The sequence below is a fragment of the Marichromatium sp. AB31 genome, from assembly GCF_003718685.1.
Classification (GTDB): domain Bacteria; phylum Pseudomonadota; class Gammaproteobacteria; order Chromatiales; family Chromatiaceae; genus Marichromatium; species Marichromatium gracile.
Window position 1 is genome coordinate 361,172 of sequence record NZ_RHFI01000001.1, and the last position, 23,863, is coordinate 385,034.

The 23,863-nt window shown below is 68.3% G+C and carries 18 protein-coding genes and 2 tRNA genes; 5 read left to right on the forward strand and 15 right to left on the reverse strand.

Annotation, left to right across the window (positions count from 1 at the left end; all coding sequences use genetic code 11):
• Window positions 1-41: 41 nt before the first annotated feature.
• On the forward strand, window positions 42-518 hold the full coding sequence (locus EBL84_RS01640) for a bacteriohemerythrin (protein WP_123139219.1): 477 nt from the start codon (window positions 42-44) through the stop codon (window positions 516-518).
• A 26-nt stretch (window positions 519-544) separates the two neighbouring features.
• On the opposite strand, the gene sdhB is transcribed toward EBL84_RS01640, so the two are convergent.
• From sdhB to EBL84_RS17460, 4 genes are all read right to left on the reverse strand, one after another.
• Window positions 545-1,306, reverse strand: a complete 762-nt coding sequence (gene sdhB, locus EBL84_RS01645) for a succinate dehydrogenase iron-sulfur subunit (RefSeq protein WP_123139220.1) — start codon at window positions 1,304-1,306, stop codon at window positions 545-547.
• Between the two features lie 17 nt (window positions 1,307-1,323).
• Window positions 1,324-3,207: a succinate dehydrogenase (quinone) flavoprotein subunit gene (sdhA, locus tag EBL84_RS01650; protein ID WP_123139221.1), complete on the reverse strand. Its 1,884-nt coding sequence runs from the start codon at window positions 3,205-3,207 to the stop codon at window positions 1,324-1,326.
• Entirely contained in the window at window positions 3,204-3,836 is a 633-nt protein-coding gene (locus tag EBL84_RS01655) for a succinate dehydrogenase (RefSeq protein WP_123139222.1), read from the reverse strand. Before EBL84_RS01655 ends, sdhA begins: the two co-directional genes overlap by 4 nt.
• A gap of 114 nt (window positions 3,837-3,950) precedes the next feature.
• On the reverse strand, window positions 3,951-4,076 hold the full coding sequence (locus tag EBL84_RS17460) for a hypothetical protein (protein ID WP_255419372.1): 126 nt from the start codon (window positions 4,074-4,076) through the stop codon (window positions 3,951-3,953).
• Window positions 4,077-4,232: 156 nt separating this feature from the next.
• On the opposite strand from EBL84_RS17460, the gene EBL84_RS01660 reads away from it, so the two are divergent.
• Window positions 4,233-5,300, forward strand: coding sequence for an endonuclease (locus EBL84_RS01660; protein WP_223806940.1), 1,068 nt, complete (start codon window positions 4,233-4,235; stop codon window positions 5,298-5,300).
• 1 nt (window position 5,301) lies between these two features.
• Here EBL84_RS01660 and EBL84_RS01665 read toward each other — a convergent pair whose 3' ends face one another.
• The 5 genes from EBL84_RS01665 to EBL84_RS01685 all read right to left on the reverse strand — a co-directional run bounded on the left by EBL84_RS01665 (window position 5,302) and on the right by EBL84_RS01685 (window position 13,232).
• Window positions 5,302-7,485 (reverse strand): diguanylate cyclase, encoded by a 2,184-nt coding sequence (locus EBL84_RS01665; protein WP_123139223.1) that lies wholly within the window; start codon window positions 7,483-7,485, stop codon window positions 5,302-5,304.
• A 128-nt stretch (window positions 7,486-7,613) separates the two neighbouring features.
• Entirely contained in the window at window positions 7,614-8,699 is a 1,086-nt protein-coding gene (locus tag EBL84_RS01670) for a phosphotransferase enzyme family protein (RefSeq protein ID WP_190287860.1), read from the reverse strand.
• The gene (locus EBL84_RS01675; RefSeq protein ID WP_123139225.1) at window positions 8,689-10,905 is read right to left on the reverse strand and encodes a bifunctional (p)ppGpp synthetase/guanosine-3',5'-bis(diphosphate) 3'-pyrophosphohydrolase; all 2,217 of its coding nucleotides are present in this window, start codon (window positions 10,903-10,905) and stop codon (window positions 8,689-8,691) included. The genes EBL84_RS01670 and EBL84_RS01675 overlap by 11 nt, the downstream gene beginning before the upstream one ends.
• Before the next feature lie 35 nt (window positions 10,906-10,940).
• Window positions 10,941-12,176, reverse strand: a complete 1,236-nt coding sequence (locus EBL84_RS01680; RefSeq protein ID WP_123139226.1) for a DUF1015 domain-containing protein — start codon at window positions 12,174-12,176, stop codon at window positions 10,941-10,943.
• Window positions 12,177-12,218: 42 nt separating this feature from the next.
• The gene (locus EBL84_RS01685; RefSeq protein WP_123139227.1) at window positions 12,219-13,232 is read right to left on the reverse strand and encodes an amino acid ABC transporter substrate-binding protein; all 1,014 of its coding nucleotides are present in this window, start codon (window positions 13,230-13,232) and stop codon (window positions 12,219-12,221) included.
• A 738-nt stretch (window positions 13,233-13,970) separates the two neighbouring features.
• On the opposite strand from EBL84_RS01685, the gene rpoH reads away from it, so the two are divergent.
• Window positions 13,971-14,810 carry an RNA polymerase sigma factor RpoH gene (gene rpoH / locus EBL84_RS01690; RefSeq protein WP_123139228.1) on the forward strand — a complete coding sequence of 280 codons (840 nt, stop codon included), beginning with the start codon at window positions 13,971-13,973 and terminating at the stop codon, window positions 14,808-14,810.
• Window positions 14,811-14,930: 120 nt separating this feature from the next.
• Here the strand turns inward: rpoH and EBL84_RS01695 are convergent.
• The 6 genes from EBL84_RS01695 to EBL84_RS01720 form a co-directional block, all read right to left on the reverse strand.
• A tRNA-Phe gene (locus EBL84_RS01695) sits at window positions 14,931-15,006 on the reverse strand.
• 397 nt (window positions 15,007-15,403) lie between these two features.
• Window positions 15,404-15,676, reverse strand: coding sequence for an oxidative damage protection protein (locus tag EBL84_RS01700; RefSeq protein ID WP_123139229.1), 273 nt, complete (start codon window positions 15,674-15,676; stop codon window positions 15,404-15,406).
• A gap of 40 nt (window positions 15,677-15,716) precedes the next feature.
• Window positions 15,717-16,799, reverse strand: a complete 1,083-nt coding sequence (gene mutY, locus EBL84_RS01705; protein ID WP_123139230.1) for an A/G-specific adenine glycosylase — start codon at window positions 16,797-16,799, stop codon at window positions 15,717-15,719.
• Window positions 16,796-17,113, reverse strand: coding sequence for a putative signal transducing protein (locus EBL84_RS01710; protein WP_123139231.1), 318 nt, complete (start codon window positions 17,111-17,113; stop codon window positions 16,796-16,798). Before EBL84_RS01710 ends, mutY begins: the two co-directional genes overlap by 4 nt.
• A gap of 14 nt (window positions 17,114-17,127) precedes the next feature.
• Window positions 17,128-17,201 (reverse strand) — tRNA-Gly (locus EBL84_RS01715).
• A 32-nt stretch (window positions 17,202-17,233) separates the two neighbouring features.
• Window positions 17,234-19,057, reverse strand: a complete 1,824-nt coding sequence (locus EBL84_RS01720) for a long-chain fatty acid--CoA ligase (protein ID WP_123139232.1) — start codon at window positions 19,055-19,057, stop codon at window positions 17,234-17,236.
• 334 nt (window positions 19,058-19,391) lie between these two features.
• Between EBL84_RS01720 and EBL84_RS01725 the strand changes: the two genes are divergently transcribed.
• Window positions 19,392-20,456: an efflux RND transporter periplasmic adaptor subunit gene (locus EBL84_RS01725; RefSeq protein ID WP_123139233.1), complete on the forward strand. Its 1,065-nt coding sequence runs from the start codon at window positions 19,392-19,394 to the stop codon at window positions 20,454-20,456.
• A complete protein-coding gene (locus EBL84_RS01730) occupies window positions 20,449-23,706 on the forward strand; it encodes an efflux RND transporter permease subunit (protein ID WP_123139234.1) in 3,258 nt (1,085 codons plus the stop codon). The genes EBL84_RS01725 and EBL84_RS01730 overlap by 8 nt, the downstream gene beginning before the upstream one ends.
• Window positions 23,707-23,863: the final 157 nt, after the last annotated feature.

A 23,863-nucleotide genomic window follows, 5' to 3' on the forward strand; every position in this document is an offset into this window, starting at 1 on the left:
GGGCGCCGGTGGTGCGTCCGCAATCATGACGAGAGGCCCTTATGTCCAAGCTACCCAGGTGGCGAGAGGAGTGGTCGTTGAACATCGACGTCATCGATCAGGAGCATCGTGCGCTGATCGAGCGCCTCGCCGACCTCTGCCTGAGGTTCTGTCCCGAGGCCACGCCGACACGCAGCGGCGAGGCCCATGCCCTGATCGAGGCGCTCGCCGAGCTCGGCGAGCAGGCGCGCGCCCACTTCCAGCACGAGGAGCGGTTCATGCGGGCGATCGGCTTCGATGAGCTGCCCGAGCACCAGCGCGAGCACGCCCTGATGATGGCCGAATACACGGCGCTGTTGCGTGAATGGCGTGCCGAGGGGGTGACGGTGTTCTCCCCGGTGATTCAGGAGACGGTGCGTGAGTGGTTGCTGGCGCACATCCTCGGCGCCGATCGCGAGTTCGCCCGTGCCTATTTTCAACTCTGCGGCGGTGACGACCCGGTCGCCCCCAGGCCGTCGCGGAATCTCCAGCTGGGGTGAGCGCGCGGTACGGATGACGGACCGGGTCAGGACGACCCGAACAGGTCCTTGAGCGCCTGGATCGTGGTCTGACGCCCGAGTTCGCCGATCGCGGTGGTCAGCGGGATCGCCTTGGGGCAGACCCGTACGCAGTTCTGGGCGTTGCCGCAGTCGCTCAGCCCGCCCTCGGCCATGATCGCGTGCAGCCGCTCGGTCTTGTCATGACGCCCGGTGGGATGGGCGTTCATCAGTCGCACCTGCGCCAGCGGCGCCGGGCCGACAAAGTCCGCGCCGGCGCCGAACTGCGGACAGGCGGCCATGCAGCAGCCGCAACTCATGCAGCGGCTGTAGAGATAGTCGGCGGCCCATTGTTGCGGGGCGATGCGCGGTGGCGGCTCGTGGGTGTCCCAGGCGCCGTCGATCTCGATCCAGGCGTGGACCTTGCGTAGCCCGGCGTCGATGGCGCTGCGATCGACGAGCAGGTCGCGTACCACCGGGAACTTGGGCAACGGTTCGAGCACGATCGGCTGTTCGAGCTGGTCGATCAGCGCCGAGCAGGCCGGACGCGGAACCCCGTTGATCAGCATCGCGCAGGAGCCGCACACCTCCTCCATGCAGTTGTGATCCCAGCACACCGGATCGACCCGCCGCCCGTCGTGGGTGAGCGGGTGCTCGCGCAGTGCCATCAGCACCGAGACCACGTTGTGATCGGGCGCGTGGGGTAGCACGAAGGTCTCCCAGTAGGGCGGCGTGTCGGGGCCGTCCTGACGACGGATACGCAGCTCGATGGTGGAGGGTGTTTCGCGCATGACGGGGACTCTCACTCTCAGCGGTAGTCGCGCGGCTCGCTCGGCGGGCAGACGCTGAGGTCGACCGCCTGGTAGTGGATGCGCGGGCGCGGCGCGGCGTACTCGGCCAGGGTCGTCTTGAGCCAGCGCGTGTTGTTCTCGCGCCAGCGGGCGCGATAGTCCTCGAACTCGGGGTCGCCCGGGAAGCTGCCCTCGGGGATGGGGAGTTCGAAATCCGGTTTGTGATGGGCGCCGCGACACTCGTCGCGGGCCAGGGCGCTGGCCGTCACCGCCTTGGCGAGCACGATCATGTCGGCGAGCTGGCGGGTGAAGATCAGGGTCTGGTTGGCCCAGCGGCTGGCCTCGCCGAGACCGATCCGCGCCAGTCGCGCCTCGAGCCGGTCGAGTTCGTCGAGGGCCTGCTCCAGCCCGGCGTTGTCGCGCACCACCCCGACCCGTTCGGTCATCAACGCCCCCAGCGCCTGGTGCAGGGTGTAGGGGTTTTCCTCGCCGTCGGCGCCCAGCAGGCGCTGGTTGATCGTCTCCTGGCGGCGCCGCTCGGCTTCGATCACCGTCTCGGCCAGCGCCGGTCGCGCCGGGTCGAGCCCTCGCAGATAGTTGGCCGCCGCCTCGCCCGCGACCCGCCCGGAGAAGCTCGCCGAGAGCAGCGAGTTGGCGCCGAGCCGGTTGGCGCCGTGATAGGCGTAGTCGCACTCGCCGCAGGCATAGAGCCCGGGGATATTGGTGGCATGGTTGCGTGCGCTGCCCGGGCGCATGCCGCCGTCGGCATCGCGCTCGAAGTCGACCCACAGCCCGCCCATACCGTAGTGGGCGGCGGGGAAGATCTCCATCGGGGTGTCGAGCGGGTCGCTGCCGGCGAACTTGCGATAGATCTCGAGGATGGCGCCGAGGCGGGTGGCGACGAAGCGCCGATCGAGATGGGTGAGGTCGAGATAGACCCGGTCGCCGCCGCCGATGCCCAGCCCGAGTTCGCGGGTGACGCGCCAGATCGCGCGTGAGGCCTCGTCGCGCGCCACGGTGTTGCCGTAGGCGGGGAAGAACTCCTCGAGGAAGTAGAAGCGTTCGCGCTCGGGGATGCGGGTCGGGTCACGGCGGTCGCCCGGGGTACGCGGCACCCACACCCGACCGCCCTCGCCGCGGGCCGCCTCGCTCATCAGCCGGGTCTTGTCGTGCCCGAGCATCGCCGTCGGGTGGAACTGGAAGAACTCGCCGTTGGCGAACCAGGCGCCCTGCTGATAGACGCGGCTGGCGGCGGCGCCGGTGGAGTTGGTCGAGGTGGTGGTCTTGGGCGCGTAGAGCTGGCCGAAGCCGCCGCTGGCGAGCACCACGGTCTCGGCGGGGAAGGCGCGCACCTCGAGGCTGCGCAGGTCCATCGCGAGGATGCCGCGACAGCGCCCGTCGGCGTCGATGAGCAGTGACAGGAACTCCCACCACTCGAACTTCTCCACCCGTCCCAGACTCTCGAGCCGGCGCACCTGCTGGTCGACGCCGTAGAGCAGTTGCTGGCCGGTACTGGCGCCGGCGAAGCAGGTACGCCGATGCTTGACGCCGCCGAACAGACGCAGGTCGAGCCCGCCCTCGGGGGTGCGCGAAAAGGTCACGCCCATGCGCGCGAAGGTGCCGATCAGCCCCGGGGCCTGCTCGCACAGACTCTTGATCGGCGGCTGATTGGCGAGGTACTCGCCGCCCTTGATGGTGTCGAGGATGTGCTGCTCGATCGAGTCGCGCTCGCCCTTGGTGTCGAGCACCGCGTTGATCCCGCCCTGGGCGCACACCGAGTGGCTGCGCTTGACCTCGAACAGCGAGAACAGCCGTACCGGGAACCCGGCCTCGGCCAGACGCAGGCTCGCCCACAGCCCGCCGAGCCCGCCGCCGACGACGATCGCCCCCGGTGCGCTCATGACAGGAACCCCAGCATGCCGTGCACCCCGAGCGCGGCGAGCAGCACCCCGAACCCGGCGCAGGCCCAGGCGAAGCGCCGTTGCGCCGCCGCCGAGGTGGTCAGTCCCCAGACGATGGCCATGGTCGACAGGCCGTTGGCGAGGTGGAACACCGAGGCGAGCAGCCCGACGAGATAGAGGGCGAAGAACCCGGGGTTGGAGAGCAGGGTCTGCATGTAGCCGTAGAGATCGTCGCGGATCGCCGGCGTCCACAGCCCCTGGATGCGGGTCATGCCGACATGGAGGAGGAGGAAGAGGAGGATCACCACCCCGGAGAGACGCTGCAGCCAATAGGCCCAGTTGCGTGCATAGCGGTAGCGGATGGGCTCGGCGCGCATCTCGCGGGTGATCGCCAGCCCGATCACCGCGTGCAGCAGCAGCGGCAGCGCGATCACCAGGAGTTCGATCGGCACCAGATAGTTCAACCCCTGGAGCGCCTCGACCACCTCGCGGTTGTAGTGCTCGGCGCCGAAGCGCGACTGCGAGTTCTCCCACAGATGGAAGATCAGGAAGGCGCCCACCGGGAGCAGCCCCAGCAGCGAGTGCAGCCGGCGCAGCACGAAATGGCGGTTTCCGATGGAGGCGGTCATCGTGCGGCCCGTGGTTGGCATCCGAGTCCAGAAGATAACGCGATGGGCCGGTTGCGGGGTTGATCAGGCTCAGTCGCGGTGCGCGCGACCCGGGGCGGGTCCGCGCGGCGACACTCAGCCCTGTTTGTCGTCGTCGTTGCGGTCGTCGCGGTTGCGGCTGCGGTACTGGGTATAGACCAGCCAGCCGACCAGACCGAGGAACAGTGTCAGTTCGAGCGCGGCGAGCGAGCTGCCTTCCATCGTTGATCTCCTTGAGCGCAGTGGGGGGCGAACCCCGTTTGTGTTGGTTGGCCTCAGATGGCGACGCCGGGCGCGAATGGCAACGCCCGGGGTGCTCTTGCCCTTGGGTTGCGCGGATCTGTTACAGTTCCGTACCCATTCTTGTCGTGCTGTACCATGTCCCGTCGTCGCGTATCCAGGTCCCGCTCCCGTACCCGCTCATCCACGCCTTGGTCCTCGATCCTCGCCCGGTTCAGACGCCTCAGTGGCCGTGCGCGGACGCTGCTGCTCGCCACGGCTCTGGTGTTCGCCGTCTCGCTGCTGCCCCAGTCCTGGGTCGAGCGGTTGCCCGAACATGCCCGCGAGGCGGTGGCGATCACCGTCGACATCCGCGAGCTCGCCGTCGGCCTGGTCGCCGACGCCGGCAGCTGGGCCGGTGGGCTGGTGGCGGTGGTCGCCGGCTCGACCGCCGATCAGCTGCTCGCCCTCGTCGACCGTCTGCCGGTAGAGCCGCCGGCCTGGTGGCCGGAGTCGGCGGCGGTGCCCGCGCCGCCGGCGCTCGACAGCCTGCCGCGGGTCGCCGGCAGCTTCTCGACCGCCAAGCGCTGGCTCTACGAGGATATCTATGCCGATCATCGCGAGACCTTCTACTGCGGCTGTCGCTATGACACCGAGGCCCAGGTCGAGCTCGGCAGTTGCGGGCTCGATGCCCTGGCCGGCAGTCGCCGGGCGCGCCGGGTCGAGGCCGAGCACGTCTTCCCGGCCGCGCAGTTCGGCAACTTCCGCCAGTGCTGGCGCGAGCCCGAGCGCTTCGCCGAGTGTCGTACCAGCAGTGGCCGCCAGCTCTCCGGGCGGGCCTGCTGCGAGCGCGTCGATCCGGTGTTCGAGGCCGCGCACAATGATCTCTACAACCTCTACCCGGCGGTGGGGCAGATCAACGGCGAGCGTTCGGACTTCAACTGGGGGATGGTCAGTGGCGGGGAGCGTTACGGCACCTGCGAGATCCGTATCGACGCCGAGCATCGCCGGGTGGAGCCGCCGACGCGGGTGCGCGGCGACATCGCGCGTACCATGTTCTACATGCGCGATACCTACGGGTTGCGGTTGAGTCGTCAGGACGAGCAGCTCTACACCGCCTGGAACAACGCCGACCCGCCGGATGCCTGGGAGCGCGAGCGCTCGCGCCGGATCGCGCGCATCCAGGGGCGCGAGAACCCCTATATCACCAGCTATCGGCGGCTCTGACTCAGGCGCGCTCGACGCGATCGCGCCCGTTGCGCTTGGCGCGGTAGAGCGCCTCGTCGGCGCGCGCGAGGATACCGTCGGGGCCGTCGTCGTCGTGGCGGATCTGGGTGCAGCCGATGCTCACCCGCACGGTGATGAGCGCCTCCTTGTGCTCCACCCGCAGTGCGGCGACGTGACGTCTGAGCCGCTCGGCGAAATGACAGGCCGCGGTGAGATCACTGCCCGGCACCAGCACGGCGAATTCCTCGCCGCCGAGCCGCCCCGCGCAGTCGGTGCTGCGCAGCTCGGCGCGCAGCACCTCGGTGAAGGCGCGCAGCACCGCATCGCCGCCGCCGTGTCCGTGGTGGTCATTGATCCGCTTGAAGTGATCGAGATCGAGCATCAGGACCGCCGCCGGGGTTTCGTGACGGCGGATACGATCGAGTTCGCGCTGCAGTTCGGCGAAGAAACGCCGACGGTTGGGCAGGCCGGTGAGGTCGTCGGTCTCGGCGAGTTCGCGCAGTCGTTGCTCGAGACGCTTGCGCTCGGTCAGGTCGGTATTGGCGCCGGCGACCCGGATCGGGTGTTCGTCGGCATCGCGCTGGATGAAACCGCGCGAGAGCACGGGGACATAGTGACCGTCGCGGTGCAGCAGTCTGAACTCGACCGAGTAGGCGTTGGTGGTGCCGTTGAAGGCCTGATCGAAGACCTGCTGGACCCGTGCCTGGTCCTCGGGGTGGATCAGCAGCTGCCACAGATAGCGGTTGGTCTCCAGCGCCCCCTCGTCATAGCCGAGCATCTCCCACCAACGCGTCGAGTAGGACACCCGGTCGCTGCTCAGATCCCAGTCCCACCAGCCGTCCTCGGTACCGCGCAGCACCAGTGACAGACGCTCCTCGCTGATGCGTAGCGCCTCGCTGGCGCGGGTGCGCTCGATGGCGATGCTGGCGAGATTGGTGGCCAGCTCGATGCGTTCCAGATCCTCTCTGTCGGGCCCCTGAGGGTGGTCGTGATAGATGGCGAAGGTGCCGAGGATATGTCCGTCCGAGGCGCGGATCGGCTCCGACCAGCAGGCGGCGACCCCTGCCTGTCGCGCCAGCGCACGAAATGGCCGCCAGTAGGGGTGGGTGGCGATGTCCTCGACCACTACCCGCTCGCCGGTCGCCGCGGCGCTGCCGCAGGAGCCGATGCCTGGGCCGATCGCGAGCCCGTCGATCGCCCGGTTGTAATCGGGTGGCAGGCTCGGTGCCGCGGCGGTATAGAGACGTTTGCTGTCACGGTCGAGTTCGAGGATGCTGCAGCGCCCGGAACTCTCCTGTTCGAAGCCCTCGACGATGACCTCGAGCACCGCCCTCAGCGGGGCGCCGGCGACGAGTTGCTCGAGCACCCGGTTGCGCAGCCGCTCGCGCTGCTCGAGGCGGCGCTGTTCGGTGGTGTCGCGCCCGACCGACTGGATCTCGATCAGCTGTCCGCCGGCGTCGAAGATGGCCTGGTCGACCCACTGCACCCAGCGCCGCTCGCCGTCGGCGCGCACCACCCAGTGCTCGCTGATCATCGCCGGATTGTCGGCGTTGCAGCGGCTCATCATCGAGTCGACGAGGGCGTGTTCCTCCTGCGGCACCAGGGTCATGAAGCTTCTGCCGATCAACTCGGCACGGCTGTATCCGAAGAAGGTGCAGTAGGCCTCGTTGGCGAAGGTGATGGTGTTGTCCGGGAGGAAGCGACAGACCAGGTCGCTCTGTAATCCGACGATGGCGCGATAACGGGTCTCGCTCAACCGGAGGCGTTGCTCGCGGGTCTTGAGGTCGGTGATCTCGGTGATGATGAGATCCCAGTCCTCGCCGTTGGCGCCGGGGTGGGCGTTGAGCCGGATCCAGCGCAGCGCGCCGGCGCTGTCGCGGATACGACAATCCTGCTGCCAGGGCTGGCGCCCACCGCCCGCTCCGTCGAGCCGCTGCAGCAGGGCGGCGCGATCCTCGGTGATGACCGCCTCGATCCAGCGCGCGTCGCCATCCCGGCTCGGGGCGCTGGTGTCCGGTGGCGAGAGCCGGCAGAGCGTCCAGCGTCCGTCGGCGTCGACCGAGAGCCTCAGCCAGGCGCCGGCCGGCTGCATGCACTGCGCCTCGAGACTGTTGCTGCTGTCCGTGGCGGCAGGGCCGTGGTTGGTGCTGTCTGGTTCGCTGCTGTGGCCTGGGCGACGAGGCATGATGATCGCCTGGCGAGGGAGCGCACCGCGCGTTCGTCGTGTCCTCCGGATGACGGCGGGCGGTGCGTCTCGCGCATGACTGGAGGGCTTGGGTGGATGCTCTCAGGTTAGCCGGTCGCGAGGGCGATTCAAGAGACGCTGGTCGCCTCGGCGAAGCAGCGTTCGACCAGCGTCTCGATCTCGTCGGTCTGGCGCTCGAGGTCGGCGACCAGGGCGAACTGGACGCGCGCCTTGCGCAGGTTGTCGCCATGACGGCGCACGCGGAAGTAGCGGTCGCCCTGGAGGTGGTCGGTGAGGAAGCGTATCCCCAGCTCGAAGGGGATCAGCCGTAGCGCCTGCGGGATCAGTGCGCGCTCCTCGGCATCGAGCAGTCCGTCGGTCGCGGCGGCATAGCCGCCGAGGATGGCGGCGGCGAGGGCGAGGTCGAAGCGGGCGCTCGCGCCGCCCTCACCGGCGCGGTTGCAGCACGAGCGCAGACAGTCGCCGAGGTCGTGGTGGATCAGCCCGGGCTGGACGGTATCGAGGTCGATCAGCGCCACCACCCGGGTCGCATCGGTCGAGAACAGCAGGTTGTCGAGCTTGGGGTCGCCGTGGACGACGTGCTCGCCGATCCGCCCCTCGGCGCGGGCGGTGGCGAGCGTCGCGGCGAGCGGGGCGCGCTGCGCGACGAAGTCGAGCGACTCGGCGAGCGTCGGATCGCGCCGCGCCGTCGGGGTGTCGAGTCGTCGTAACCCGGCGAGGTAGGCCGGGGTGTCGTGGAAGCCGGGCAGGGCGGTCTGCAGCGGCAGTGGGGCGTGCCGGGCGAGGGTGCGATGGAAGCGCCCGAGCGCCTCGCCCACCGCCCTGGCCTGGGCGGGATGATCGAGTCGGGCAAGACTGCGGCTGGGGGCGATGAAGCGGGTCAGTCGCCAGCACGCGCCGCTGTCGTCGTGGAGGGCGAAGCCGCCGTCACGAGTTGGCAGGGGGGCCGGGATGTCGAGCCCGGGGGCGTCCCAGACCGCGGCGAGCGCGGCCTGGTTGGCGATTACCCGCGCCGGGTCGGGAAAGACCCGGGCATTGATCCGTTGCAGCACGTAACGCCGCTCATCGAGCCGCACCGCGAAGCTGTCGTTGATCAGACCGCCGCCGAGCGGGGTGATCGCGGCGCGGTCGGGATCGCCGGCGAGGGCGAAACCGGCGAGCAGCGCGTGCAGCCGCACCGGTTCAGTCGGCACGACGCACCTCGAGCACATCGGGGAGCTGGCGCAGCCTGACCAGCACCCGGCCGAGCTGCTCCTGGTCGCGGACCTCGATGGTGAAGCGCATCGAGGCGGTGTCGGTGGTGCGCTCGGAGTGGGTCTCGACACCGAGCACGTCGAGGTCGTCGTCGACGAACACCGAGGAGACGTCGCGCAACAGCCCCTTGCGATCGGCGGCGATCACCAGCAGGTCGACCGGGTAGCTGGCCTCGACCGGGGCATCGGCCCAGCGCACCGAGATCAGCCGTTCGGCCTCGTCCGGGGGCAGATGGCGGACGTTGCTGCAGTCGCGCCGGTGGATGGTGACGCCGCGACCGCGGGTGACGAAACCGATGATCGGGTCGTGCGGGACCGGTTTGCAGCACTGCGCCATCTGCGTCATCAGGTCATCGACGCCCTCGACCACCACCGCGCTGCTCGGCTCGCTGCGCTGGCGCTGGGGGTGATGACGCGGCTTGTGTTCGGACTCCTTGCTGTGCTCGGCGCGTGGCTCGCCGACCTGGCGCGCGACCTGGCCGACCGGCACGTCGCCGCGCCCGATGGCGGCCAGCAGATCCTCGCCGCGCTTGAAGTTGAAGCGCTCGGCGAGCGCCTCGAGCTGGGGCTTCTCGACGATCCCCAGACGGGCGATCTCGCGCTCGAGCAGGCCCCGGCCCTCGTGGGCGTGCTGCTCCAGGTCCTGTTGCTTGAACCACTGGCGCACCCGGTTGCGCGCGCGCGCCGTGGTCAGGTAGCCGTGGTGGGGGCTGAGCCAGTCGCGGCTGGGGGTGGCGTTCTTCTGGGTGAGGATCTCGACGGTGTCGCCGCTCTCGAGCCGCTGGTGCAGCGGCACGATGCGACCGTTGACGCGCGCCCCCCGGCAACGGTTGCCGACCTCGGAGTGGATGGCGTAGGCGAAGTCGAGCGGGGTCGCTCCCTTGGGCAGCTCGATGACCTTGGCGTGCGGGGTGAGCACATAGATGTGCACCGGCTCGAACTCCTGGCGGAAGCGTTCGAGCACCTCGCCGGGGTCCTCCAGCTCGCCCTTGAGTTCGAGCCAGTTGCGCATCCATACCAGGCGACGCTGGAAGGCCGCGTCGTGGCCCTTGGCCTCCTTGTAGGCCCAGTGCGCGGCGACGCCGAACTCGGCGTGGCGATGCATCTCATAGGTGCGGATCTGCACCTCCAGCGACTTGTCGCCGGGGCCGATCACCGCGGTGTGCAACGACTGATACATGTTGCCCTTGGGGGTGGCGATGTAGTCGTCGAACTCCTTGGGGATGTGGCGCCAGAGCCCGTGGACGATACCGAGCGCGGCATAGCAGTCGGCGACGGTCTCGACCATGATGCGCACCGCGCGCAGGTCGAAGATCTCCTCGATGTCGACGCCCTTGCGGCGCATCTTCTTCCAGATGCTGTAGATGTGCTTGGGTCGGCCGGTGATCTCGGCGCTGATGCCGCTGTTGGCGAACTTCTCGCTGAGGACCTCCATCACCGAGGCGATGTAGTGCTCGCGCTCCTCGCGCCGCTCGGCCAGCAGCCGGGCGATGCGCTTGTACTCCTCGGGCTGGAGATAGCGCAGGCTGAGGTCCTCGAGCTCCCACTTGAGCTGCCACACCCCGAGGCGGTTGGCCAGCGGTGCATAGACGCGCTCGGTGTCGCGCGCGATGCGGGTGCGACGGCGGATCTCGAGGTCCTTGATCGCGCGCATCAGATGCACCCGCTCGGCGAGCACCACCAGCACCACGCGCACGTCCTCGGCGATGCCGAGCAGCAGGCGGCGCAGGTTCTCCTCGTGCTGCGACTGGTCCTTGGCGGCGATGATGGCATCGACATTGGCCAGCTGCCCGATCCGCGACAGGTCGTCGACCATGCGCGCGACATTGGCGCCGAAGCGTTGCTCGATGTCGGCGAGGCTGGTGGCCTGCGCCTCCAGGCTGCCGTTGAGCAGCGCCGCCACCAGGGTCTCGTCGTCCATCTCCAGGCCGACCAGGATGTCGGCGGTGGAGAGCAGGTGACGCACCCGGGTCTCGCCGGTCTCGATGCGCTGATCGCCGTGGATGCGGGTGAGCATCGCGCAGGCGCTGGCGACGGCCTCGAGGCCGGCGGGCTGATAGCGCCCCTCGAGGCTCTCGAGCCAGTGGCGGATCGCGTGTTCGTCGTCGCCGCGGTCGGCGGGCAGGTTGTAGGTGGGTCTGACCATCGTCTTCGGTTGTCGTCTTCCGTCGTCTTGCAGTGTCAGTCCAGGACGTGGCTCACCAGTCCGTCGGCGAGCTTGGGTTCGAACCAGGTGGACTTGGGCGGCATCACCGCGCCGGCGTCGGCGACGGCGAGCAGCGATGCCATGGGAGTGGGGTGAAGGGCGAGCGCGAGCGCCATCTCGCCGCTGTCGACGCGTTGCTGCAGCCCGTCGAGTCCGCGGATGCCGCCGACGAAGTCGATGCGCGGATCGCGGCGCGGGTCGTCGATGCCGAGCAGTGGCTCGATCAGGTGTTGCTGGAGCAGGCTGACATCGAGGCTGGCGACCGGGTCGTCGGCAGGGATCAGCCTGGGGTCGAGTCTCAGCCGATACCAGTGTCCGGCGAGATAGAGCCCGAACTCGCCGGGGCGTGCGGGCGCGACCGGGGTGTCCGCCGGGTCGACGGCGAAGCGCTCGGCGATGGCCGCGAGCAGCGTTTCCGGGCTGTGGCCGTTGAGATCGCGCACCACCCGGTTGTAGTCGAGGATGCGCAGCTGATCGTGGGGGAAGATCACCGCGAGGAAGGACTCGTGCGCGCCGCCCGGCGCGGTGCCGGCCTCGCGGCGGGCTGCGGCCACCCGCGAGGCGGCCGCCGAGCGGTGATGGCCGTCGGCGACGTAGAGCACGTCGATCGCGGCGAAGGCGGCGTCGATTGTGGCCACCTGCGCTGGTTCGCCGAGCCGCCACAGCTCGTGGCGCACGCCGTCGGCGGCGGTGACGTCGACCTCGGGTGGCTGCTCGGTGGTCGCGGCGAGCAGGCCGTCGACCGCGGCCTGGGCGCGGTAGGCGAGGAACACCGGACCGGTCTGGGCGTCGAGCGCCTCGATCTGGCGCACCCGGTCGTCCTCCTTGGCCGGGCGGGTGAACTCGTGGCGCTTGATCCGACCGTCGTCATAGGCCGCCACCGAGGCGGCGGCGACCAGTCCGGTCTGGCGGTGTCCGTCCATGGTCAGCCGGTAGACGTAGTAGCTCGGGCTCGGGTCGCGTCGCAGCACCCCGGCCGCGAGCATGTGCTCGAGGTTGGCGCGAGCCCGGGCATAGACGCTCGGGTCATGGGGATCGGTGCCCTCCGGCAGGTCGACCTCGGCACGCGAGATGTGCAGGAAGCTCCAGGGGCGCTCGCGTACCAGCTCGCGTGCCTCTGCGACGTTGATGACGTCATAGGGCGGGGCGATGACGGCCTCGGCACGATCGGGTGCCGGACGCAGGCCGGTGAAGGGCTTGATCAGGGGCATGGGTGCTCTCGCTGTTGGATGGTCCGGGGGATGGTGGCCTCGTCAGCGGCTCGGCGGCGCGTAGAGGATGCCGCCGTCGCGCCAGAGCGCGTTGAGGCCGCGCCTGATCCCAAGCGGCGAGTGAGCGCCAAGGTTACGCTCGAACAGCTCGGCATAGTTGCCGACCTGGACGATGATGCGCTGGCGCCAGCCCGGTGTCAGACCGAGTCGGGCGCCGATCCGGGCATCGTCTTCCGGTGACGGCATGGTCGGAGGCAGCTCCGTCGTGGGCGTGGTGAGGCTGTGGCTGTCGATGCCTTGCTCCTCGGCATCGATCAGCACGAACAGCGTCCAGCGCACGATGTCGAACCAGCGTCGATCGTCGTCGCGTACCGCCGGCGAGAGCGGCTCCTTGGAGATCACCTCGGGGAGAATGCGATGCCCGCTGTTGCCCTGTGGCAGCATCGAGCGTATCGCGAACAGCTGCGACTGGTCGGTGCTCAAGACCTCGCACTGGTGATCCTGATAGGCCTGGGTGGCGCTGCGGCTATCGGCGCTGATGACGAGCCGCGCGCGCATCCGGTGGCGCGCGAGATAGCCCCTGATATTGCCCGGCCCCGTGCCCCCGGCAATCACGCAGATCGACTGATCGTCGAGTTCGAGGGCGCTGTGGACGGGGCTGTCGTCATGGACCATGAAGCCCTGACCGTCGTGATAAAGGATGCCGACGAAGGTGATGCCGGGCTCGGTGTCGCGCGTCAGGGTCCAGGTGGTGTTGCGCGCCAACAGGTCGAACTCGCCGTCGCGCAGGCGTGCGAGACGGTCGTTCGGTGAGGTGGCGACGAAGCGCACGCGCCGGGCATCGCCGAGCGTGGCGGCGGCCACCGCGCGACAGAAGTCGACGTCGAGTCCGTGCCAGTGGCCGTCGGCGTCGCGGTACGACAGCCCTGGTACATCCTGATTGACCCCGCAGCTTAGCTCGCCGCGTGCGCGGACCTCGTCGAGGGTGTCGGCGCTCCCCGGGGCGAGGATGGTGGCGAGGATCAGGCCGATGAGCCATTGCTGTCGAATCCGCATCGCAAGTCTCCGCTGGACGGTCGCTCGGAGGAGGTCTTCAGCGTCCGGACCGACGATCGCCTGGGCGTCCGGAGCGGGTCGCTGTATCCGCTTGCGGCGAGCCTGACGGCGCTGGCCGTTGTCGACGCGTCGCCGAGCAGGCCATCACCACCGGGTGCGAGCCGTCTGGTGGCTGAGTGTGGGCGTGGACGGCGATCTTCGGGCGGTGGCCAGCGACCACCGGGCAGGGTGGCGCGGATCGGTCCATGTCTTCAGCAAGCAGCCACGCCGATGCCATGGGTTGGGGGCCTCTCGTTGTCTGGCATCCGCATCCTTTCTCCGGTCTGGATGTGACCGACTATCTTTTCAGTATCGTCCTCGCGGCGCAATGCCCAGGGCTCGCCCGAGGCTGTTTGCAGCCTAGCGACGAAGAACCACTGTTCAGGTTTTGTCCAACCTTTGAGAATCTCCTCGGCACCCTGTCATCTCGCGATGGAGCGACTTGGGTTGCCCTTGGTTGATTTGTTCAAGTAACTGTTTTTAAAAATAAAAAATCAGTTATCAGCTTCGCCTATGGTTGTTATCGAAAGATACGATCCCTAATTAACCGCTCGGATCTTGTCCCTATGCCGATGCTTGCCTAGAGTCTGATTGAACTTTTGTCGTGCTCCTGTCTCCAAATCCGCGGCAAAAGTGCTGGCATATTCCTTAGCGTACTGCTAGGATAATTATCCAAGCTTACAACTCAGGTATTGGACTATGGCGAAGGATCTCACTCTCGTGCCTACTGGCACCATCGATGCCTACATCAGCGCCGCGTACCAGATCCCAGTCCTGACCGCAGAGGAAGAGCGCTCCCTGGCCGTGCGGCTGCGCGATCATGGGGATGCCCATGCCGCCAAGCGGTTGGTGACCTCGCACCTGCGCTTCGTGATCCGCATCGCTCGCGGCTATCTCGGCTACGGTCTGCCGTTGCCCGACCTGATCCAGGAGGGGACCGTGGGCCTGATGAAGGCGGTGCGTCGCTTCGAGCCCGACATGGGGGTGCGTCTGGTCTCCTTCGCGGTGCACTGGATCCGCGCCGAGATCCACGAGTACATCCTGCGCAACTGGCGCATCGTCAAGGTCGCCACCACCAAGGCTCAGCGCAAGCTGTTCTTCAACCTGCGTAGTGCCAAGAAGCGTCTGGGCTGGTTCACCCGTCAGGAGGTCGAGGACGTGGCCGCCGATCTCGGGGTCAAGCCGGAGACGGTGTTGCAGATGGAGTCGCGTCTGGCCAACCAGGACCTGTCGTTCGACGGTCTCGACGACGATGACGACGACGCCCCCTCGGCGCCCTCGACCTATCTGCCCGACAACAGCATGGAGCCGGGCCGGTTGCTCGAACGCGAGGACTCCGAGCGCAATCAACGCGAGCGTCTCTATGCCGCACTCCAGGGACTCGATGAGCGCAGCAAGACCATCCTGCGCGAGCGCTGGCTCTCCGAGCGCAAGCAGACCCTGCACGAGCTGGCCGAACAGTTCGGCGTCTCGGCCGAGCGCATCCGCCAGATCGAGAAGAACGCGATGAAGAAGCTGCGCCTGCAGTTGGAGATATGATGAGCCCGGGCGCGCTGGATGCGCGCAGCCCTCACCGAGGCCCGCCAAGTGCGGGCCTTTTTCATGGTGGGGAGAACGAAAAAGGCCCCGTCGACGGACATCGACGGGGCCTTTCGAAGATGGTGCCCAGGGACAGAATCGAACTGCCGACACGGGGATTTTCAATCCCCTGCTCTACCAACTGAGCTACCTGGGCAGGTAGTTCGTGTGCAAGCATGCTGCTTGGCTTGAGCGCAGTATTAAACCAACGGAATTTTGGTCCGTCAAGTCTTTTTCAAGCTCTCAGCCGCCAGCCGCCAGCCGCCAGCCGCCAGCCGCCAGCCGCCAGCGGATTGAACCGCAAAGCCGCGAAGGACGCGAAGAAGGAAAGAGCTTCCGGCGATCAGCCTCCAGCTGCCAGTGGCTGTCTGCCTTCGAGTGTTGGCACGCCACCCAGTGTGCCGACAGTGAATGGAGCGTGGCGCTATCGTCGAGGGCGTCCCTCCACTGGCGGCTGGCCGCTGGTGGCTGGCAGCTTGAATCACTTCGCGTCCTTCGCGGCTTTGCGGTTCAATCTCCTGGTCGCTGGTCGCTGGTCGCTGGTCGCTGGTCGCTCAACTGCCTGGCGGCACGTACCCCTCGGGCAGTTCGGCGCCGTCGCCGAAGAAGAAGTGTTCCATCTGGGTCTCGAGGAAGCGGCGGGCCTTGGGGTCCATCGGGCTCAGTCGGTTCTCGTTGATCAGCATGGTCTGGTGACGCAGCCACTCCTGCCAGGCCTGTTTCGAGACCTGTTCGAAGATGCGTGCGCCGAGCGGGCCCGGGTAGGGTTGGCGATCGAGTCCCTCGGCCTCCTGGCCGAGTCTCACGCAGTGCACGGTACGGCTCATGCTTGGCTCCTGTTGCTGCGGGTGCCGGAGGGCGCGTCGTTCAGTCTTGGTCGAGGATGCTCGCCACCGGCGCCGGCAGGCCGAGCGTGGCGCGCTCCTCGGGACCGACCCAGCGGCGATCGGCCTCGTTCACGGTCGTGGCCGGGGCCGACAGCCGGAGCTGCACGACCTCGATCTCCAGCACGAAGTGAGTAAAGGTGTGACGGCGTCCACGCAGGGTTTCAACCGTGTCGGGGGTGCTGTTGAAGCGCGCCAGGCACCAATCTGCCGGGTCGTGCCCGGGGTCGGTCTCGGGCAGGCTCCAGAGCCCGCCCCAGATACCGCTCGCGGGACGGCGCTCGAGCAGGACGGCGCCGGTGTCGTCGCGGACCACCAGCATCCGGGTGCGGCGTTCGGGCAGCGTGCGCCGCGGGCGCGGGGCCGGCAGCTCGCGCTGGCGCCCCTGGTGCAGGGCCTGACAGCGCGCGGCGAGCGGGCAGCGCGCGCAGTCCGGGGTGGCACGGGTACAGCGGGTGGCGCCGAGGTCCATCATCGCCTGGTTGTAGGCGCCGGTGCGCTGGTGCGGGGTGCAGCGCTCGCTGAGTTGCCACAGCCGCTTGAGCACCGCGCTCTGTCCCGACCAGCCGTCGACGGCGAAGCAGCGCGCCAGCACCCGCTTGACGTTGCCGTCGAGGATCGGATGGGGCTGGCCGTCGGCGAGCGAGAGGATGGCGCCGGCGGTGGAGCGACCGATGCCGGGGAGCGCCTCGACCGCCGCCAGGGTGTCGGGGAAGCGCCCGCCGTGGCTCTCGACGACGGTGCGCGCGGCGCGGTGCAGGTTGCGCGCGCGGGCGTAGTAGCCGAGCCCGGACCACAGCGACAGCACCTCGTCGAGCGGGGCTGCGGCCAGGCTCGACAGGTCCGGAAAGCGCGTCATGAAGCGCGCGAAGTAGGGGATCACCACCGCCACCTGGGTCTGCTGCAGCATGATCTCCGAGACCCACACCCGGTAGCGGGTCGGCTCGTGCTGCCAGGGCAGGTCCTTGCGTCCGTGCCGGTCGAACCAGTCGAGCACGGCGGCGGCGAAATCGGCGGGTGACCAGGGGGCGGGCGGCTCGCTGGCGAAGAGGTCGGGTGTACTCATTCGGGGTAGGGGGTCGCGCAGTTCCAACACAGGGCGAATCCGGCCTCGACCTGCTCGCCGCAGTGCGGGCAGGTCCAGGCCGGGGTCGGGTGGCCGCCGAGTCCCTCGCGCAGGAAACGCGCGAGTACGGCCTCGGCACGCTCACGATCGTCGTCGTCGATGAGCCAGAGGGTCGGATGGATGTCGAGCGGCAGCTCGCCCGCGGCACCGGCAAGGGCGTCGCCGAGGATGACGGTACGGATCAGATGGCGATCGAGCAGATCGTGGAGGAGCTGTGCCTCGATGCGGTCGCCTGCTTGATAGAGTGGACGCATAGAGGACTGGGGGGTGGAGCGGGTGATGGGAATCGAACCCACGTCATCAGCTTGGGAAGCTGAGGTTCTACCATTGAACTACACCCGCATTCGTCCCCGATTGTATGCGTTCAGTCCCGCTCAGGCAAGCTCCGAGTCCTTGTACATGTGCTCGATGGCGTCCTGGTAGCGCTCGATCACCTTGTTGCGCTTGACCTTGAGGGTCGGTGTGAGCAACCCGTTCTCGATGGTCCAGGGCTCCAGGGTCAGGGTGACGCGCCGGATCTTGGCGTAGCCCGGGAAGTCGCGCAGCGCCGTGCGGATACGCTTGACCGCCTCCTTGTGCAGCTTGGCGTTGGCGAGGCTCGTCGGGTCCTCGGGATCGAGTCCGAGTTCGAGCGCCAGCCCCGGCCAGAGATCGGGGTTGAGCACCAGCAGCGCGCTGAGATAGGACTGCCCCTCGCCGAGTACCACCACCTGATCGAACAGCGGGTCGAGCGCGATGGCCAGTTCCATGTCGCCGGGCGGCACCTTCTCGCCGTTGGAGAGCACCAGGATGTCCTTGATGCGCCCGGTGATATGGATGTGGTTGTCCTCGATGCGCGCCTGGTCGCCGGTGTGCAGCCAGCCGTCCTGGGCGAGCATCTTGGCGGTGGCGGCGTGGTTGTTCCAGTAGCCGAGCATGGTGTTGTCGCCGCGCACCAGCAGCTCGTTCTCCGGGCCGATGCGCACCTGCAGCCCGCGCAGCGGCACGCCGACGCTCGCCGGAATGTTCGACTGCAGGGTGTTGAAGCTGATCACCGGGCTGGTCTCGGTGAGGCCGTAGCCCTGCAGCAGCGGCACGCCGAGACCGATGAAGGTGCGCGCGACCTCGGTCGACAGCGGCGCCCCGCCGCTGACGGTGGCGCGCAGCCGACCGCCGAGTCGCTGCTGGACCGGGAGCGCGACCTTGCGTCGCAGCAGCGGCCAGACGAGCAGCCAGGGGTGCCAGCCGGCGCGGCCCTGCTCGTGCTCGAAGGCGCGCCAACCGGCGGCCACCGCGGCATTGAACAGCCAGCGTACCGGCTTGGGCCGCTTGTCGAGCTGATCGAGGATGCGCTGATAGACGCGCTCGAACACCCGCGGCACGGCGATCATCGCCGTCGGGCGGATGGTCTGCAGGTCCTCGGCGAGCTGGCCGATCGAGCGCGCATAGGCCACCCGTGAGCCGGCCATCATCGGCAGATAGTAGCTGCCGGTGCGTTCGAGCATGTGCGAGAGCGGCAGGAAGGAGAGGAAGACGTCCTCGCCGTAGACATCGATCTGGGTCAGCGCGCCGTGGGCGTTGCTGAGGATGTTGCGGTGGCTGAGCATCACCCCCTTGGGACGACCCGTGGTGCCCGAGGTGTAGACGATGGTCGCCAGCGCGTCGGGGTCCCCCTCGCGCGGGGTCGGCGCCGGGGCCGTGGCCGGCAGCCAGTCCTCGGCGACCACCACGCGGGGGTCGGCCGCGGCGCAGGCGCGCGAGGCATCGCTCGCCTCCAGCAACACCACCCGCAGCGGCCAGGGCGAGTCGCCGATGGCCTCGGCCAGACGACGCCAGCGACCGAGATCCTGCACCAGCAGCACCTTGACCGCGGCATCGTTGAGGATGTAGGCGGCGTTGTCGGCGCGGTCGTCGGTGTAGAGCGGGACCGTGACCAGACCGAGTCCGAGCGCGGCCTGGTCGAACATCACCCACTCGGGACAGTTGCGCAGCAGGATCGCGACCCGGTCGCCGGGCTCGAGCTGCTCGTCGGCGAGCGCCTGACGCCAGCGCGCCGTCGCCTCACCGACCTCGGCCCAGGTCAGATCCTTCCACCCGCTGGCGCGCTCGAAATGGGTGTAAGCGACGCGCTGTGGTGAGCGTGCCACCCGTTGCAGGAAGAGCCCGTCCAGGGTTCTTGCTCGGTCGATCGGGATCAAATCCTCGGACCATCGGCTCACGAAACTGCCCTCTCCGCCGTGTTGCTGTCTGGATCGGACGGTCTGGCGTCGACCGTCCGTCTGGATGCGCTCGAGCCCGTGGACCGATCGGTGCGTGCGAGCGGTCGGCATCGCTGCCGCCCCTTGGGGCGGAGCTGCTCGACCCGAGCCGGGCTACGGTATAAAGGCCGTCACCGATTTGCAATCTTTCCGCGCCCCTGATCGTCTCGTCTCGCCGCCTGATTACGCCATACTTGGGGCGGGCTGCGGCGAGGTCATGTGTTGGGAGTTGTTGAAAGGTCAACTGCGCCGCAAATATAATAAAATTCTAATATTTTGACGATTCCGACTCCCCATGCGTACCATCCGATTGATTGCGGCGCTCGCCGCACTCGCCCCCGGCCTGCTCCAGGCCGCCGATAGCCCCTCTCTCGAGACCGCGGTCGCCGAATACCGCACGCTGCCGCGCGAGTATCGTCTCGACGGCATCGTCGAGGCGGTCAACCGCACCACGGTCTCGGCTCAGACCCAGGGTCGGGTCGAGGAGATCACCTTCGACGTCGACGACTATGTCGAGCAGAACAGCGTGGTCGCCCGTATCAAGGACACCGAACATCGCGCCAAGGTCGCCCAGGCCGCCGCCGACCTCAAGTCCGCCTCGGCGCGGCTGCTGCAGGCGCGCGAGGAGTTCGAGCGCATCCAGGGCCTCTATGCGCGCAAGAATGTCTCCGACTCGGCGATGGACAAGGCCACCGCCGATCTCGCCGCCGCCCAGGCCGAGCTCGACTCGGCCACCGCGCGGCTCGAGCAGGCCCAGGAGCAGCTCGACTACACCCAGATCCGCGCCCCCTATTCGGGCATCGTCACCCACCGTCACGTCGAGATCGGCGAGACCCTGTCGCCGGGACAGCCGGTGATGACCGGCATCTCGCTCGACCAGCTGCGGGTGATCGTCGACGTGCCGCAGAGCGCGATCGCCTCGGTGCGTCGCGAGCCGCAGGCCCGCGTCTATCTGCCCGACGGCGAACGGGTCGAGACCGATCGCATCACCGTCTTCCCCTTCGCCGACCTCGGCTCCAATACCTTCAAGGTGCGTATCGAGCTGCCCGAGGGCACGCCGTCGCTGTTCCCCGGCATGTTCGTCAAGACCGGTTTCGTGGTCGGGGTGAAGGACGAGCTGGTGGTGCCGCGCGCGGCGGTGGCGCGTCGCTCCGAGGTCACCGGGGTCTATGTGGTGACCGCCGACGATCACCTGATCCTGCGCCAGATCCGGCTCGGTCGCGAGCTCGACGACGTGGTGGTGGTGCTCGCCGGGCTGAACGCCGGCGAGCGCGTCGCCCTCGATCCGATCGCCGCCGGGGTTGCGATCAAGGCCCAGGCCGAGGCACGACGTGCGGCCGTGGAGGCCGACCATGACTGAGCCGGCGCGACAGGGGCTCGCGGGCGCCATCGCCGCGCGCTTCCAGAACAGCGAGATCACCCCGCTGCTCGCGTTGCTCGGGCTGCTGCTCGGGCTGTTCGCGATCCTGGTGACCCCGCGCGAGGAAGAACCGCAGATCGACGTCACCTTCGCCGACGTCTTCATCCCCTATCCCGGTGCCTCGGCCAGCGAGATCGAGCACCTGGTCTCGGGTCCGGCCGAGCAGGTGCTCGCCGAGATCCAGGGCATCGAGCACATCTACTCGGTCTCGCGCCCCGGCATGGCGGTGCTCACCGTCCAGTACGAGGTCGGCGAGGACAACACCGACGCGGTGGTGCGGCTGTTCAGCAAGGTGCTGTCGAACCAGGACTGGCTGCCGCAGAACCTCGGCGTCGGCAGCGCGATCGTCAAGCCCAAGGGCATCGACGACGTGCCCATCCTCACCGCCACCCTGTGGTCGGACGACCCCGCCGTCGGCGCCTTCGAACTCGGGCAGGTGGCGCATGCCATCGAGCAGGAGATCAAGCGCGTCCCCGGCACCCGCGACGTCTACACCGTCGGCGCCGCCGATCAGGTGGTGCGGGTGCTGCTCGACCCGCAGGCGCTGGCCGGCTACGACATCGATCTCGACGACCTGCGCCGCTCGCTGCAGGCCGGCAACACCACCAGGGACAACCTCACGGTGACCGCCGACAACCGCGAGCTGCTGGTGCAGGCCGGCACCTTCCTCACCAGCCCGCAGGAGATCGCCGATCTGGTGGTCGGGCTGCACGCCGGGCGTCCGGTCTATCTGCGCGATGTCGCCCGGGTCGAACTCGGGCCGCAGCAGCCGACCACCTCGGTGCGTATGGGCGCCGCTCTCGGCGCCACGCACACCGGGCTGGAGCTGGCCGGCAGCGTGCCGGCGGTGACCATCGCGGTGGCCAAGCTCCCCGGCATCAATGCCGTCGACGTCGCCGGGCGGGTGACCGAGCGGCTCGAGCAGCTGCGCGGCATCTTCATCCCCGACGGGGTGGAGTTCACCATCACCCGCGACTATGGCCAGACCGCCGACTACAAGGCCAAGAAGCTGATCACCAAGCTGATCTTCGCCACCAGCTCGGTGATCCTGCTGGTGTGGCTGACCATCGGTTGGCGCGAGGCGGTGATCGTCGGCGCGGCGGTGATCGTCACCCTGGCGCTGACCCTGTTCGCCTCGCTCGCCTGGGGCTTCACCCTCAACCGGGTGTCGCTGTTCGCGCTGATCTTCTCGATCGGTATCCTCGTCGACGACGCCATCGTGGTGGTCGAGAACATCCACCGTCACATGGCGCTGCACGTCAGCGGCACGCGCCGACGCCTGCTCGAGCTGATCCCGGGCGCGGTCGACGAGGTCGGCGGACCGACCATCCTCGCCACCTTCACGGTGATCGCGGCGCTGCTGCCGATGGCCTTCGTCAGCGGCCTGATGGGCCCCTACATGAGCCCGATCCCGATCAATGCCTCGATGGGCATGCTGATCTCGCTGGTGGTGGCCTTCGTCTTCACCCCGTGGATGACCAACGCCATGCTCGCGCGTCATTACGACGCCGACCCGCAGGCCGCGGCCGGTCATCAGGAGGAGGGCGCGGCTGGCGCTCGACTGGCGCGCTTCTTCACCTGGATCATGACGCCCTTCCTCGAGGGCCGGCGCGGCTGGCGCAACCGCTGGTTCCTGCTGTTCGGCATCTTTGCGCTGATCGCCGCCTCGGTGAGCCTCGCGGTCAACCGCACCGTGATCCTCAAGATGCTGCCCTTCGACAACAAGAGCGAGTTCCAGGTGGTGCTCGACATGCCCGAGGGCACCAGTCTCGAGCACACCGCCCAGGTGCTCGCGGAGATGGGCGACTATCTCTCCGGGGTCGAGGAGGTCACCGACTTCCAGTCCTACGCCGGCACCGCTGCGCCGATCAACTTCAACGGTCTGGTGCGTCAGTACTATCTGCGCGAGGGCGCGCATCTCGGTGATCTGCAGGTCAACCTGGTCGATGTGCACCATCGTGATCGCCAGAGCCACGAGATCGCGCTGGCGTTGCGCCCGCCGCTGCAGGAGATCGCCGAACGTCACGGCGGAGTGGCCAAGATCGTCGAGATCCCGCCCGGTCCGCCGGTGCTCTCGCCGCTGGTCGCCGAGGTCTACGGGCTCGACTATGCCGGTCAGATCAAGACCGCGCGGGCGGTGCGGGCGCTGTTCGAGTCGACCCCGGGCGTCGTCGACGTCGACGACTCGGTCGAGTACCCGGCCACCAAGCTGGTGGTGGTGGTCGATCGCGCCAAGGCCGCGCGGCTCGGGGTGGCGCAATCGAGCATCGCCCAGGCGCTGGCGAGCGTGCTCGACGGCGACGACATGAGCTATCTGCACGGCGCCGGGGTCAAGTACGCGGTGCCGATCCGCGTCGAGTACAGCGAGGCCGACAAGGCCGACGTCGAGCAGGTGCTGGCGCTGCGGGTGCGTGCAGAGAGTGGGGCGCTGGTGCCGCTCTCGGAGATCGTCGAGGTGGTCGAGACCGAGCGCGAGCACAGCATCTACCACAAGGATCTGCTGCCCGTGGTCTATGTCACCTCGGACGTCGCCGGGGCCACCGACAGCCCGCTCTACGGCATGTTCGCCATCTCCGCGGCCCTCGATGAAGAGCTTGGGCTCGAGCAGTGGTTCCTGCAGCAGCCGGACAACCCCTACGAGTACAGCCTCAAGTGGGACGGCGAGTGGCAGATCACCTATGAGACCTTCCGCGACATGGGCGCGGCCTATGGCGTCGGCCTGATCCTGATCTATCTGCTGGTGGTGGCGCAGTTCCGCAGCTATCTGGTGCCGCTGGTGATCATGGCGCCGATCCCGCTGACCATCATCGGGATCATGCCCGGGCACGCCCTGCTCGGCGCCCAGTTCACCGCCACCTCGATGATCGGCATGATCGCCCTGGCCGGCATCATCGTGCGCAACTCCATCCTGCTGGTCGACTTCATCAACCAGCAGGTGCGCGAGGGCAAGGCGTTCGCCACCGCGGTGATCGACTCGGCGGTGGTCCGTGCCCGACCGATCGCGCTCACCGCGGTCGCGGCGATGGCCGGCGCGGCCTTCATCCTCGACGACCCGATCTTCTCCGGGCTGGGGGTGTCGCTGCTGTTCGGCCTGTTCGTCTCCACCGTCCTCACCCTGGTGGTGATCCCGGTGGTCTACTACGGCGTGATGCACAAGCGCGTCGAGTGGATCCGCCGCGCCACCGGCTGATCGTCCCGCCAACTGCCGGTACGTCGGTTGGGTTGCCAGGGCGGCAACCCAACCAGCGGTCCGCCTCCAGCTACCAGCTACCAGCCGCCAGTTGTTGGTGGTGTCCGAGTGAGGATGCCCTCTGGTGGCTTTCACTGACCTGCTCCAATGGGGGAAG

What these genes read in the sequence shown, in the direction of transcription:
- EBL84_RS01665 (WP_123139223.1), bottom strand. Translation starts at nt 7,485, where the DNA reads ATGCCTCGTCGCCCAGGCCACAGCAGCGAACCAGACAGCACCAACCAC.
- rpoH (WP_123139228.1), top strand. Translation starts at nt 13,971, where the DNA reads ATGGCGAAGGATCTCACTCTCGTGCCTACTGGCACCATCGATGCCTAC.
- EBL84_RS01700 (WP_123139229.1), bottom strand. Translation starts at nt 15,676, where the DNA reads ATGAGCCGTACCGTGCACTGCGTGAGACTCGGCCAGGAGGCCGAGGGA.
- sdhA (WP_123139221.1), bottom strand. Translation starts at nt 3,207, where the DNA reads ATGAGCGCACCGGGGGCGATCGTCGTCGGCGGCGGGCTCGGCGGGCTG.
- mutY (WP_123139230.1), bottom strand. Translation starts at nt 16,799, where the DNA reads ATGAGTACACCCGACCTCTTCGCCAGCGAGCCGCCCGCCCCCTGGTCA.
- EBL84_RS01675 (WP_123139225.1), bottom strand. Translation starts at nt 10,905, where the DNA reads ATGGTCAGACCCACCTACAACCTGCCCGCCGACCGCGGCGACGACGAA.
- EBL84_RS01660 (WP_223806940.1), top strand. Translation starts at nt 4,233, where the DNA reads ATGTCCCGTCGTCGCGTATCCAGGTCCCGCTCCCGTACCCGCTCATCC.
- EBL84_RS01655 (WP_123139222.1), bottom strand. Translation starts at nt 3,836, where the DNA reads ATGACCGCCTCCATCGGAAACCGCCATTTCGTGCTGCGCCGGCTGCAC.
- EBL84_RS01725 (WP_123139233.1), top strand. Translation starts at nt 19,392, where the DNA reads ATGCGTACCATCCGATTGATTGCGGCGCTCGCCGCACTCGCCCCCGGC.
- EBL84_RS01710 (WP_123139231.1), bottom strand. Translation starts at nt 17,113, where the DNA reads ATGCGTCCACTCTATCAAGCAGGCGACCGCATCGAGGCACAGCTCCTC.
- EBL84_RS01640 (WP_123139219.1), top strand. Translation starts at nt 42, where the DNA reads ATGTCCAAGCTACCCAGGTGGCGAGAGGAGTGGTCGTTGAACATCGAC.
- sdhB (WP_123139220.1), bottom strand. Translation starts at nt 1,306, where the DNA reads ATGCGCGAAACACCCTCCACCATCGAGCTGCGTATCCGTCGTCAGGAC.
- EBL84_RS01730 (WP_123139234.1), top strand. Translation starts at nt 20,449, where the DNA reads ATGACTGAGCCGGCGCGACAGGGGCTCGCGGGCGCCATCGCCGCGCGC.
- EBL84_RS01680 (WP_123139226.1), bottom strand. Translation starts at nt 12,176, where the DNA reads ATGCCCCTGATCAAGCCCTTCACCGGCCTGCGTCCGGCACCCGATCGT.
- EBL84_RS01685 (WP_123139227.1), bottom strand. Translation starts at nt 13,232, where the DNA reads ATGCGGATTCGACAGCAATGGCTCATCGGCCTGATCCTCGCCACCATC.
- EBL84_RS17460 (WP_255419372.1), bottom strand. Translation starts at nt 4,076, where the DNA reads ATGGAAGGCAGCTCGCTCGCCGCGCTCGAACTGACACTGTTCCTCGGT.